The sequence below is a fragment of the Litorimonas sp. WD9-15 genome, assembly GCF_050271975.1.
Classification (GTDB): Bacteria; Pseudomonadota; Alphaproteobacteria; order Caulobacterales; family Maricaulaceae; genus Litorimonas.
In genome coordinates this window covers 2,369,267-2,381,321 of record NZ_CP189850.1, presented here as the reverse complement: position 1 = coordinate 2,381,321, position 12,055 = coordinate 2,369,267, and the positions used below count along the sequence as shown (strand labels likewise).

Below are 12,055 nucleotides of genomic sequence, written 5' to 3'. Positions count from 1 at the left end.
TTTCAGCTTTGTCGATAAATCACACCATCTCGATGTAAAATCAGCCCGCTTCTTAGCGAGTTTCAAAACTAAAATTACTCGTAAGCGTATAAATGATCAATTTTAAGAGCATTTATAAGCAGCAAGTTTCTGTCTTCAACGGCGTAAATATTTTGCTCAAACGCATCAAGAGTAATCGTCTCGTCACCCTCTAAGCGTCTTATCACAATCGGATTCACAGGGGCTTCTAGATACTGATAAAGATCTAAGGCTCTCAAAGTTTCTGTGAATGCAAAATACTCGTCTTCTCGGCTGAAATCATATGCGTCAGCGTAGATTATATCATACGGGTCGGCATAATACCCAAATTTGCCTTCATATATCGGCATGACGACGCTTTTATAGGTTCCTTTATGCCATGGTCTATTTTTGTTTTTAGTTAGTGGAAGGATTAAATAATGTTTGTGGTGTTCAATTGACCGAAAAGGATTTTCGCACCATTCACCTATTGTCTCACCGACTAAAAATTGTGGGTCGCCATTTTTACTTGAATTTACATTACGGAAAGTTGCCTTTGCATATCCGCAGGCGTTGGATACAATAATGTCGTCTTCTCCGGTATGAGATTGCTTCTTGGTAACGGGCCAATTGCTTCGATATGGTTCACCGAAGAGCAATTCGACCTTAGTGATCTCTCCAATAAACAAACTAGGTGTGCTGTTTGTCGGAATTGTCGTGCACGCACCAAAAAACAATATAGCTAGAAGAGATGATCGCATAACTTATGCTTAGCTTTTACCGATTTGGTTGCAAATCAATTTCTTCTTCTCAGAGGAGCATTGAGAATTTGGAAAATTCAACCGTGATTTCGAATTGTTGCAACTTGACACTTCCAACTCCGTCAGGCTCCATGAATATATGAAGCGATTTTTCCTCACAGTCTTAACGTTAGCAATGTCGACCTCCGCCCATGCCCAACGACCTGGTGTGCCGTATATTATTGTCGATCAATTCGGCTATCTCCCGAACCTTGAAAAAGTCGCTGTCATCAAAGACCCGCAAATTGGGTTTGATGAACGCCGAGCGCATGTTCCCGGCAAACGCTATGTAGTCATAAATAAACAGTCCGGACAAACAGTTTTTACGGGCTCACCGACTCAATGGAAAAACGGGCAGGTGGACGAGAATTCCGGTGACCGCGTCTGGCATTTCGATTTTTCTGCCGTCACGGCGTCAGGCCAATATGTTGTGCGCGATCTGGATCGGGGCGTGGAAAGCTATGGTTTCGAGATCGCACCGGATGTTTATACGCCCGTTCTGAAAGCCGCCTTCAAGACGATGTACCTGCAACGTGCGGGGTTCGAGAAGACGGCGCGATATGCCGGACCTTGGGCGGATAAGGCCAGCCATCTCGGCAAGGGGCAGGACCCGCAGGCACGGCTGTTCAACCGGATGAAGGACCGCTCGACCGAACGCGATCTGCGGGGCGGGTGGTATGACGCCGGCGATTACAATAAATATACGAGTTGGACCGCGAATTATGTGACATGGCTTCTCGGTGCTTACCTAGAGAACCCAACCGTCTGGACGGATGATTTCGGTATTCCGGAATCCGGCAACGGCACGCCCGATATTCTGGACGAGGTGAAATGGGGGCTCGATTGGCTGGAACGGATGCAGAATGAGGACGGCGCGATGCTGTCCGTGATGAGTTTGGCCGAAGGGTCTCCGCCGTCAAAATCCAAAGGCCCGTCCCGTTACGGTCCGCCCAATAGTTCCGCGACTGTCACCTCTGCTGGGGCGTTCGCCATAGCGGCGCGTGTTTATGGCGGGGAGGACGGGAAACGCTATGCGGCCCGCGCGGATAAGGCGTGGCAGTGGTTCGAAGCAAACCCGAACGTGAAGTTCTACAATAATGATCCGCGATCAAATTCCGAGGGTCTCGCCGCCGGACAACAGGAGGTCGAGGCCGACCGTCTAGCCAAGAAAATCCTGATCTCCGCTATCCAGATGAAGGCGATGCGCGGGGACGGCTATTTCGATAAAGTTATTCAGGAGGTCTATGACGAAATCGACCCAATGCAATCTAACACACCGGACGGGTTCGAGGGCATGATGGCCTATGACCTACTGTTCCACGCGCGACAGGCCAACACGCCGCCAAAATTCGCAGCCCGTATCAAGCGTGATTATGAGGCGAAAATCCTGAATGCCTATAATGGCTGGCCCAAAATCAGGTCGAATGAGGATGCTTATCGGTCCTATGTCGACGGCTATTGGTGGGGCAGCAATTCCACGAAATCCCGTCGCGGTATGGTTTACACGCAAGCGATTGCGGCGGACCTCGGCTCGCAATCCAAGACGGATTATCTCAACGCGGCGTCGGGCTATCTCCATTATATTCACGGCGTGAACCCGCTGAACAAGGTCTATCTGTCCAATATGGGTGGGTACGGTGCGGAAAATTCCGTCACAGAGTTCTACCATGCGTGGTTCAAGGACGGAACGAAATGGGACAAAGTTGGTGTGTCTAAAATCGGACCCGCACCGGGCTTCTTGGTCGGAGGGCCGAATGACAGCTATTCCCGCGATGATTGCTGCGACACTGTTTGCGGTGGATATGGCGCGAAGATGTGCAAAATTCCGGCGAAAATCCCGCCCAGCGGACAACCGCCCACCAAGTCCTATGCGGATTTCAACGAGGGCTGGCCGATCAATAGTTGGGAGGTGACGGAAAACTCCAACAGCTACCAGATTGCCTATCTTCGCCTGCTATCGAAATTCGCCAGATAGTCATATAAAGATTTTCTTATATACTCTTTATGCGTTCTGTTTTAGACGCATCGCATGAAGCGGATTGCGACAGCTCTGAAAACTCTCGGTCATCCCGATCGGTTACGGCTCTTGGCCCTGTTGAGCCAGGGCGAGTTGACGGTCAGCGAGCTCGTCAAAATCCTCGATCTCTCCCAACCGCGCGTCACGCAATATATAAAGTCCCTCGAAGAGGCGGGGATAATTGAACGGATGCGCGAGGGGAGCTGGGTCTTCTCCCGCCTGCGCCAGGACAATGCAGGTGTCTCTGCCGTCGTCGCGACGGCCTTGGCAACGCTGCCCTATAATGATGCAGACCTCGCTGCAGACCGCGCGCGCCTCTCGGATGTGCGCGCGGAACGGTCCCGCCAAGCCGAAGCCTTCTTCGCCTCGGTTGCGAATGACCGTGAGCAATTGGGTCATGAATATCTTCCGCAAGCGGATATTGAGGCCGCTATGTTGGCACTCCTGCCGGAAGCCGTCCTCGGTTTCATGGTCGATCTCGGCACGGGAACGGGCAGGATGCTAGAAGTCTTCGCGCCACATATTGACCGCGGGGCAGGGGTGGATGCCAGCGCGGATATGCTCCGCGTGGCGCGCCACACGCTCGCGGAAACGGCGTTTGACCATTTATCCGTCCAACAGGCCGATTTGACGCAAACGAAGCTATCGGCGGGCAGTGCCGATCTCGTAACCCTGCATCAGGTCCTGCACTTCCTCGACGATCCCATCCTCGCCATTCGAGAGGCCGCGCGTCTGCTCGCGCCGGAGGGTCATCTTTTACTCACGGACTTCGAACATCATACGCTGGAAAATTACCGTGAGGATTATGCCCATCGCCGCCTCGGCTTTGAAGAGACGGAGATCGCGCGTTATCTGTCCGAGACGGGTCTAGACCTGCAATCCGTCTCCGCTGTTCCGTCCGGGAAAGCCGACACACCCACCGTCAAAATCTGGCACGCGCGAAAGCCTGCCGCAAAACTTGCAACTGGATAAGCCATGAAAGCTCCGCTTCCTCACCGTGACCCCAACGCACCTGTCGGCGCGATTGCGCGCGCGGCCGCTGAACAGCCCGACCTGAAAGTCAGTTTCGAATTCTTCCCGCCAAAGAACCAGAAGATGGAAGACAAACTCTGGAGCTCGATAGAAAAACTCGCGCCGCTACAGCCCAATTTTGTTTCCGTGACCTACGGGGCGGGCGGCTCGACGCGAGAGCGCACGCACCGCACCGTTGCACGGATGGTGGAAGAAACTGACTTCGCCCCCGCCGCGCATTTGACCTGCGTCGATGCCACGCGGAATGAAATTGATATGGTTGCCCGTGAATATTGGGACGCTGGCGTCCGCCATATTGTGGCCTTGCGCGGGGACCCGTCTGACGGGATTGGTGAGGCCTATACCCCGCATCCCAATGGCTATGCTTACGCGAATGATTTGATTGAAGGTCTTAAAAAGATTGAGGATTTTGAAGTCAGTGTCTCCGCCTATCCCGAACGGCATCCCGAAAGTTCCGACTGGCGCACGGAAATAGATAATCTGAAACGCAAGGTCGATGCGGGCGCGACGCGGGCCATTACGCAATTCTTTTTCTCGCCCGATATCTTCTGGCGGTTTCAGGACCGCGTCCTCGATGCAGGCATAGATATTCCGATTGTCCCCGGCCTTATGCTGCAACCCAATTTTAAGGGACTGGCCCGCATGTCGAAAATGTGCGGCGTCGCTGTGCCCGATTGGTATGCGGATTTATTCGATGGATTAGATGATGATGCGGTGCAGCGCGATATGCTGACCGCAACATTAGCTGCGGAACTGACGGCGGAACTCCGCGATCGGGGCGTTGATCATTTCCACCTCTACACACTCAACCGGGCGGAAATCGCCAGCGCCGTGAGCCGTATTCTGGGCCTACACCGCCGCAAATCCAATGGAGCCGTCGCATGATGAAGTCCCCGAGGAACCTACTCATTTTCGCCGTGCTGGGCGGCATTGTTGGAACAGGGGTCGGGTGGACTCTCCACGGCCTGATATCGAAAGCGTCAACTGCGTTTGATCCCGTAGATATTGTGACCGTCATGGATGACCAAGAACAGGCTTGGAATTCCGGCGATATTGAGACTTTTATGGCGGGCTATCACCGCAGCGAGGCTCTGCGTTTCGCCTCTGGCGGAAAAATCAATATGGGCTGGCAGGCGACCTTGGACGGCTATCTGTCGCGTTATCCCGACCGCGCCACGATGGGTGAATTAGCCTTCACTGATTTGGAGGTTCAGGTGCTAGGCGAGGATAATGCGCTCGTATTTGGTCGTTGGGCACTGGAGCGTAAAGATGATCGCCCCAACGGATTATTCACGCTGCATTTCCAGCGGATTGACGGGGACTGGGTGATTGTCTCCGATCATACGAGTTCAGCGAAATGAGTGATGTCAGAGCGGGCGTTTTGCTTATCGGTGACGAACTCCTCTCCGGTAGAACGCAAGATACGAATTTAGGTGTGATTGCGAAATTTCTTGAAACCTTAGGTGTTCAGGTCGGCGAAGCCCGTATTCTTCCCGATAATGCCGAAGTCATTAGAGACACAGTCCGCGCCTTTTCAGATCGTTTTGATTACGTCTTTACAACGGGTGGCATTGGTCCGACGCATGACGATATTACGGCAGATTGTATTGCTGCGGCTTTTGAGCTGGATATTTCTGAGAGAGCGGATGCGATTGAAGCTTTGCGGGAGCGGTATAGCTTGGACGAATTGAATCCCGCCCGCCGCCGTATGGCGCGTATTCCCGACGGGGCGTCACTTATCGCGAATCCTGTCAGTCAAGCGCCAGGGTTTCAGACGCGTAATGTCTTCACTCTGGCCGGTGTGCCGCAAATTATGCGCGGTATGTTGGCAGATATCACGCACCGGATTGAGGGCGGCGCAAAAGTTCATCAGATTACGGTCAGTGCAGGTGGTATAGGGGAGGGCGATGCCGCTGCACGTCTGGCCGAAATTGAAGCCGCGCATCCCGGCGTGTCCATTGGTAGTTATCCTTGGTTCAATGATGATCTTCGCGGCGTCAATTTCGTTGCCAGATCACAAGATGAGGGCATGCTGGCTGCTGTTGAGGAAGAGCTTCAGCGATTAGTGATCTCTCTAGAGGTCTGATTGTCTCCATTTTCCGGCCCTAATTTGGTCGGATTATGGAATGCATATGGAAATATTACGGCGATTTAGAGTCGTCATACCATAGCTGGGGAACGCCTCATGAGAAAATTTTTGATAAGTGCCGCTATTTTAGGACTGGCGGCCTGTGAGACTGTGGGGGAGCCCGCCACTGGACCTGTTGATGCGGAGATTGTCGTGACATCTGGCACGCGGGCGGTAAAGCCAGCGCCGCCTGCACCGGTTGCCTCTTACCAAGCGTGGGATGGGTCTCTTGTTTTCAGCCCAAGCCAAGTTGCGGCGGAGCCGGTTTTCCAGAATAGTTTCGCAATTGGGAATGGGCAGATTGTCGACATCATTGAGAGCCCAGAGGGCAATTCGACATATGTCATTCGGGATGAAGCCGGGCAGGTTATTCGTGAGTTTCCAAGCCGCGATGAGTTTGAGGCATTTACATCCAACCCATATAAACATGTCGCGGATTCGCCCGTGTCGACATTTTCATCTGATGTTGACACGGCCAGCTATTCTGTAGCGCGGAGTTTCCTAAAGCGGGGCCAGCGCCCGCCGAAGGACGCGATACGGATTGAGGAAATTCTAAATTATTTCGATTATGATTATGACAAGCCGCGCTCTCAGCGTGAGCCATTTAAACCCAGTGTCGCAATTGTGCCGTCGCCGTGGAATGCGGAGACCAAATTAATTCACATTGGCGTACAGGGTTATGCACCGCCAAAATCTAAACGCCCGCCTATGAACCTCGTCTTTCTCGTCGATATTTCCGGCTCGATGGACGCGGAGAATAAACTGGCCTTGCTAAAGCGCTCCTTTGAACCGCTTTTGGAGGAGTTAGAGTCCGAAGACCGGGTCTCAATCGTGACTTACGGTCCGCGCATGGAAACGATTTTGGTGCCGACACCCGGTAACCGACGCGCAGCTATTCGGGCTGCGCTGGCGCCTCTCGTTGCGAAAGGCGGGACGAATGGAGAGGCCGGACTGCAGCAGGCCTACCGTGTGGCTGAACAGAGTTTCATGGAGGACGGTGTGAACCGCGTCATTTTGGCTACGGACGGAGATTTCAATATTGGCATTTCTGACCCTGCTGACTTGAAACAATTCGTAGAGGAGAAGCGCGAAACGGGTGTTTATCTCTCGGTCTTGGGCTTTGGGCAGGGCGACCTAAAAGATAATCGTATGCAGGCTTTGGCGCAGAACGGAAATGGGACGGCCTATTATATCGACACGCTGCAGGAGGCGCGGAAAGTCTTCGTGACTGATTTTGCCAAAAACCTCATCCCAATTGCGGATGACCTGAAACTGCAAGTCGAATTTAATCCGACGCTCGTCTCTGAATACCGCTTGTTAGGGTATGAAACCCGCGCGCTGCGTCGGCAGGACTTTAACAATGATAAAGTCGATGCCGGAGATATTGGTTCTGGTCATTCTGTGACAGCGATTTACGAGATTTTACCCGTTGGTGCCGTGAGTAGATTTGTTGACCCGTTACGCTATGGGCAGGCGGAGGTTGAAACCTCTGAGGACTTATTTTCCAACGAATATGGTTTCTTGAAACTGCGATATAAGAAACCGGGTGAGGCGACGTCTACACTCATCTCAAAAGCCATTCGATCCGATGATGAATATGCGTCACTGCGCCGTGCGCCGGACGCGACGCAATTGGCTGCCGCTGTTGGTGGATATGCTTTGGGCTTGCGCGATGATGGGTTTGCGGAAGATTTGGATTTGGCGGAACTATCGGACATCGCTAAGCGGGCGAAGGGACGGGATCGTTATGGATACCGCGCTGAGTTTTTGGAGTTGATAGAAACGGCTTCGAAATTGAACGAAAGATAGAGCGTTGGTTGAGACCGCAACGTCAGTTTAGCTGAACTCTAATGTTGGTGCGGGCGGCGGGAATCGAACCCGCACTCCGTTGCCAGAACAAGATTTTAAGTCTTGCGTGTCTACCAATTCCACCACGCCCGCAGTGGACCCTGCACATAGCAAAACCGTTTGATGACGCAAGCCTTTCGTGAACCCCCTTCTACATGACCCCCACATCTATGGGATGTTTCCCACTTTGCCTTGACTCTGTTTGAGTGATTTTATATCAGGCTGCCTGTGGGACAAATCCCACGATGGATATGAGGCGCTTATTATGAGCATGATCGAAGATTTTTTGAAGCGCGTTGACGCGCTCGCCGACACGACGGGACAATCTGTCTCGACCCTGTCGCGCAAACTATTCAATGACGGCAAGGGTATTGCTCGCTTACGTGAAGGGGGTCAGATGACCATCAAAACGCTGGACGCCGCGATGGAAAAATTGCTTGGTCTCGAAGACGAGTCTGATCCAGAAAACGCCCTGCGGATGACCCATTTGGATCGTCTGGAAGCGGAAAGCATCCACATCATGCGTGAAGTTGCATCGCAGTGCGAAAACCCCGTCATGCTTTACTCCGTGGGTAAAGATAGCTCTGTCATGTTGCACTTGGCCGAAAAAGCTTTCTACCCGTCACCTCCACCATTCCCGCTCATGCATGTGGATACGCGCTGGAAGTTCAAGGAAATGTACGAATTCCGTGATCGCCGCGCGAAAGAAGTTGGCATGGAACTCCTCGTTCATATCAATCCGGATGGTGTCGAGCAGGACATGAACCCCTTCACATATGGCTCTGCCGTCCACACCGATGTGATGAAGACGCAAGGTCTGAAACAGGCCCTCGACAAATACGGTTTCGATGCTGCTTTCGGTGGCGCACGTCGTGATGAAGAGAAGTCACGCGCGAAAGAGCGTATCTTCTCTTTCCGATCCGAGAATCACCGTTGGGACGCTAAGAACCAGCGACCAGAGCTTTGGAACATCTACAATACGCGCGTTCAAAAAGGCGAAAGCATGCGGGTCTTCCCGATCTCGAATTGGACCGAGCTGGATATATGGCAATATATTGAGCGTGAGAAAATTCAAATTCCTGATCTCTACCTTTCCAAAAAACGCCCTGTCGTGAAAAAAGACGGCGTGTACTTCATGGTCGATGATGAGCGTATGCCCATCGCAGAAGGTGAAGTTGTCGAAGAGAAGATGGTTCGTTTCCGGACACTGGGATGTTACCCGCTCACGGGTGCAGTCGAGTCTGAGGCTGACACACTTCCAGAGGTTATTCAGGAAATGCTCCTGACCACAACATCGGAACGCCAAGGCCGCGTGATTGATTCGGATGCGGGTGCATCCATGGAACAGAAGAAAGAGGAGGGGTACTTCTAATGGCGCATCTTGACGACCTCATCGCGACTGACATCCATGCCTATTTGCGGGCACAGGAAAATAAGTCCTATCTTCGCTTCATTACCTGCGGTTCCGTGGATGATGGGAAATCGACTCTCATCGGGCGATTGCTCTATGATTCAAAGCTGATCTATGAAGACCAGCTCGCAAGTATCGAGAAAGACAGTAAAAAATCCGGCACCCAGGGAGATAAAATCGACCTCGCATTGCTCGTTGACGGCCTCGCGGCGGAACGCGAACAGGGCATTACGATTGACGTGGCCTACCGTTTCTTCTCCACAGATAAACGTAAATTTATTGTCGCGGATACACCAGGTCACGTTCAATACACAAGAAACATGGCGACAGGGGCTTCGACAGCTGACGTTGCCGTTCTGCTAATCGATGCGCGTTACGGTGTGCAGGAACAAACCCGTCGTCACGCGTTCATCGCGTCGACTGTCGGTATTAAACATGTCGTTGTGGCCGTGAACAAGATGGACATCGTCGATTTTGATCAGTCCGTTTATAACAAGATCGATGTCGAGTTCCGTGAATTTGCCAAAGATCTCGGCTTTTCCGATATTACCTGCATCCCGATGTCCGCGCTTGACGGCGACAATGTCATCAACCGGTCCGAGAAATCCGAATGGTATAATGGCCCGACATTGCTCGGCCATTTGGAAACGGTTGATGTCGACAGCGTGTCAATGGATGCGCCGTTCCGTCTACCCGTACAATGGGTGAACCGTCCGAACCTCGATTTCCGCGGTTTCTCCGGTACTATCGCGTCCGGCACTGTTTCCGTCGGTGACGAAATTATCGTCGTCCCATCAGGTAAACGTTCCACCGTCAAAGAGATCGTCACGATGGACGGTAATCGCGAGATTGCGCGTGAAGATATGGCGATCACGTTGACCCTCAACACGGAAATTGACATCTCTCGCGGTGACATCATCTGTAAAACAGATGCGCCCGCCGAACAGTCTGATCAGTTCCAAGCCCGTATCATCTGGATGAGCGAAAACCGTCTCTTCCCGGGACGTCAATATTTGATCAAGACAGCGAATAAGACGGTTCCGGCCAGCATTAGTAAGCTGAAACACCGCATTGATATTAATGACTTTTCCGAAGTCGCGGCCAATACGCTGGAACTAAATGAAATCGGTGTTGCGACAATCTCGACAACAGCGCCTATCGCGTTTGATGCCTATACGAACAATCGCAATACGGGTGCGTTCATTATCATCGACAAGCAGACCAACGCCACAATGGGCGCGGGTATGCTCGACTTCTCGCTTCGTCGGGCGAAGAATGTCGTCTGGCAAGATCTGGATGTGAACAAGGCCGCTCGTGCTGCGCAGAAGGCGCAAAAACCTGCGTTGCTTTGGTTCACGGGTCTGTCCGGTTCGGGCAAATCCACAATTGCGAACTTGGTCGATAAACGCCTGATGGATATGGGTCGTCATAGCTATACGTTGGATGGTGATAATGTCCGTCACGGCCTCAACCGCGATCTCAATTTTTCCAAAGCGGACCGGATTGAGAATATCCGCCGGATCGGTGAAGTCTGTAAGCTGATGACGGATGCCGGCCTCATCACGATGGCCAGCTTCATCTCCCCTTACCGGGCAGAGCGTCAGATGGCGCGTGATCTATTGGAAGAAGGCGAGTTCATTGAAATCCACGTGAATACGCCGCTGGAGGTCGCCGAAAAACGTGATGTCAAAGGTCTCTATGCTCGCGCTCGCGCGGGTGAGATTAAGAACTTCACGGGTATCGACTCTGAATATCAAGCGCCTGAAAACGCTGAAATCGTTATCGATACGACAGCCATGACGGCAGAAGAAGCCGCTGACCACATTGTCGGTTACATGACCGAGCGCGGCTTCTTTAACATCGGCGAATAAACCGATGGATTATGATGTCTTTAATGGGGATGCCGACGGCATCCTCAGTCTCGTTCAAATGCGATTGGCTGACCCGCGTGAAGATGCGGTGTTGGTCACGGGTCGGAAGCGTGATGTGAAATTACTCTCACGTGTTCCAGCAGGTGAGGGAGATCGCGTCACAGTACTCGATATCGCGATGCGCTCGAATACGGACGACCTCAACCGTATCCTCGCGGATGGGGCAGAGGTCGTTTATTTTGACCATCATAATCCGGGCGATATTCCCGATCATCCCAATCTGGACGCGACAATCAACACGGCGGGTGAAATCTGCACGGCTGTTCTCGTTGATCAACGGCTGAAGGGCGCTTATCGCGGTTGGGCTGTTGCTGCCGCCTATGGCGATAATTTTCCAGCGATGGCGGAGCGTCTAGCCAATGGGACGGACCTCCCGCTCTCCATCCTTCGTGAACTGGGCGAAATGGTGAATTATAACGGTTATGGCGGATCGGAAGCTGATCTTCATTACCATCCGGCTGACCTCTACAACTCCATGGCTGGGTTTGAGACACCCATGGCGTTCCTCGCGGCGAAACCAGATGTGATTGAGACTCTGACAGAGGGCTATCACAATGATTTCGATCTTGCCGATCAGTCAAAAGTTGTCTTCGCAAGTGACGATTGTGAAGCCCGCGTTCTTCCGGATGCAGCCGGGTCGCGACGTGTTTCGGGTATGTTTGGCAATCAACTGGCGCAAGACAATCCTAACCGTGCTCACGCAATCCTAACAGAACAGGAAGGTGGCTTCCTCGTCTCTATCCGTGCGCCGATTTCAAAACGGGCTGGGGCGGACACTTTGGCGCTCCAATTCGAAACTGGGGGAGGTCGGGCTGCCGCCGCTGGGATCAATCACTTACCTGAAAGTGATCTCGACCGTTTCATCGAAGCCTTCCGTACATCGTTTTAGTC

General features: G+C 52.5%; 10 protein-coding genes and 1 tRNA gene. 9 read left to right on the top strand and 2 right to left on the bottom strand.

Translation table 11 applies throughout. The features are described 5' to 3' along the window. Nucleotides 1-74: 74 nt before the first annotated feature. Nucleotides 75-758: a hypothetical protein gene (locus ACP9M6_RS11145; RefSeq protein WP_427451114.1), complete on the bottom strand. Its 684-nt coding sequence runs from the start codon at nucleotides 756-758 to the stop codon at nucleotides 75-77. Nucleotides 759-933: 175 nt separating this feature from the next. Between ACP9M6_RS11145 and ACP9M6_RS11140 the strand changes: the two genes are divergently transcribed. The 6 genes from ACP9M6_RS11140 (at nucleotide 934) to ACP9M6_RS11115 (ending at nucleotide 7,783) form a co-directional block, all read left to right on the top strand. Continuing rightward, nucleotides 934-2,772, top strand: a complete 1,839-nt coding sequence (locus ACP9M6_RS11140) for a glycoside hydrolase family 9 protein (RefSeq protein WP_427451112.1) — start codon at nucleotides 934-936, stop codon at nucleotides 2,770-2,772. A 54-nt stretch (nucleotides 2,773-2,826) separates the two neighbouring features. Continuing rightward, nucleotides 2,827-3,786 (top strand): ArsR/SmtB family transcription factor, encoded by a 960-nt coding sequence (locus tag ACP9M6_RS11135; RefSeq protein ID WP_427451110.1) that lies wholly within the window; start codon nucleotides 2,827-2,829, stop codon nucleotides 3,784-3,786. A 3-nt stretch (nucleotides 3,787-3,789) separates the two neighbouring features. Then, complete coding sequence (gene metF, locus ACP9M6_RS11130; protein WP_427451108.1) at nucleotides 3,790-4,731, top strand: methylenetetrahydrofolate reductase [NAD(P)H]; 942 nt, start codon at nucleotides 3,790-3,792, stop codon at nucleotides 4,729-4,731. After that, a complete protein-coding gene (locus ACP9M6_RS11125; protein WP_427451107.1) occupies nucleotides 4,728-5,207 on the top strand; it encodes a YybH family protein in 480 nt (159 codons plus the stop codon). The genes metF and ACP9M6_RS11125 overlap by 4 nt, the downstream gene beginning before the upstream one ends. After that, nucleotides 5,204-5,932, top strand: a complete 729-nt coding sequence (locus ACP9M6_RS11120; protein ID WP_427451105.1) for a competence/damage-inducible protein A — start codon at nucleotides 5,204-5,206, stop codon at nucleotides 5,930-5,932. The genes ACP9M6_RS11125 and ACP9M6_RS11120 overlap by 4 nt, the downstream gene beginning before the upstream one ends. A 99-nt stretch (nucleotides 5,933-6,031) precedes the next feature. Then, on the top strand, nucleotides 6,032-7,783 hold the full coding sequence (locus tag ACP9M6_RS11115) for a vWA domain-containing protein (RefSeq protein ID WP_427451103.1): 1,752 nt from the start codon (nucleotides 6,032-6,034) through the stop codon (nucleotides 7,781-7,783). 45 nt (nucleotides 7,784-7,828) lie between these two features. Here the strand turns inward: ACP9M6_RS11115 and ACP9M6_RS11110 are convergent. Continuing rightward, nucleotides 7,829-7,915, bottom strand: a tRNA-Leu gene (locus ACP9M6_RS11110). Nucleotides 7,916-8,246: 331 nt separating this feature from the next. On the opposite strand from ACP9M6_RS11110, the gene cysD reads away from it, so the two are divergent. Genes cysD through ACP9M6_RS11095 form a run of 3 tightly spaced genes read left to right on the top strand, consistent with a single transcriptional unit; the run spans nucleotide 8,247 to nucleotide 12,053 of the window. Next, nucleotides 8,247-9,194 carry a sulfate adenylyltransferase subunit CysD gene (cysD, locus tag ACP9M6_RS11105; RefSeq protein ID WP_427454784.1) on the top strand — a complete coding sequence of 316 codons (948 nt, stop codon included), beginning with the start codon at nucleotides 8,247-8,249 and terminating at the stop codon, nucleotides 9,192-9,194. Beyond that, on the top strand, nucleotides 9,194-11,104 hold the full coding sequence (gene cysN / locus ACP9M6_RS11100; protein WP_427451101.1) for a sulfate adenylyltransferase subunit CysN: 1,911 nt from the start codon (nucleotides 9,194-9,196) through the stop codon (nucleotides 11,102-11,104). The genes cysD and cysN overlap by 1 nt, the downstream gene beginning before the upstream one ends. Before the next feature lie 4 nt (nucleotides 11,105-11,108). Then, entirely contained in the window at nucleotides 11,109-12,053 is a 945-nt protein-coding gene (locus ACP9M6_RS11095) for a DHH family phosphoesterase (protein WP_427451100.1), read from the top strand. The last annotated feature ends 2 nt before the right edge of the window (nucleotides 12,054-12,055 follow it).

Excerpts from the sequence above, each read along its gene's own strand:
- ACP9M6_RS11145 (WP_427451114.1), bottom strand. The coding sequence starts at position 758 with ATGCGATCATCTCTTCTAGCTATATTGTTTTTTGGTGCGTGCACGACA.
- ACP9M6_RS11140 (WP_427451112.1), top strand. The coding sequence starts at position 934 with ATGTCGACCTCCGCCCATGCCCAACGACCTGGTGTGCCGTATATTATT.
- ACP9M6_RS11135 (WP_427451110.1), top strand. The coding sequence starts at position 2,827 with ATGAAGCGGATTGCGACAGCTCTGAAAACTCTCGGTCATCCCGATCGG.
- metF (WP_427451108.1), top strand. The coding sequence starts at position 3,790 with ATGAAAGCTCCGCTTCCTCACCGTGACCCCAACGCACCTGTCGGCGCG.
- ACP9M6_RS11125 (WP_427451107.1), top strand. The coding sequence starts at position 4,728 with ATGATGAAGTCCCCGAGGAACCTACTCATTTTCGCCGTGCTGGGCGGC.
- ACP9M6_RS11120 (WP_427451105.1), top strand. The coding sequence starts at position 5,204 with ATGAGTGATGTCAGAGCGGGCGTTTTGCTTATCGGTGACGAACTCCTC.
- ACP9M6_RS11115 (WP_427451103.1), top strand. The coding sequence starts at position 6,032 with ATGAGAAAATTTTTGATAAGTGCCGCTATTTTAGGACTGGCGGCCTGT.
- cysD (WP_427454784.1), top strand. The coding sequence starts at position 8,247 with ATGGAAAAATTGCTTGGTCTCGAAGACGAGTCTGATCCAGAAAACGCC.
- cysN (WP_427451101.1), top strand. The coding sequence starts at position 9,194 with ATGGCGCATCTTGACGACCTCATCGCGACTGACATCCATGCCTATTTG.
- ACP9M6_RS11095 (WP_427451100.1), top strand. The coding sequence starts at position 11,109 with ATGGATTATGATGTCTTTAATGGGGATGCCGACGGCATCCTCAGTCTC.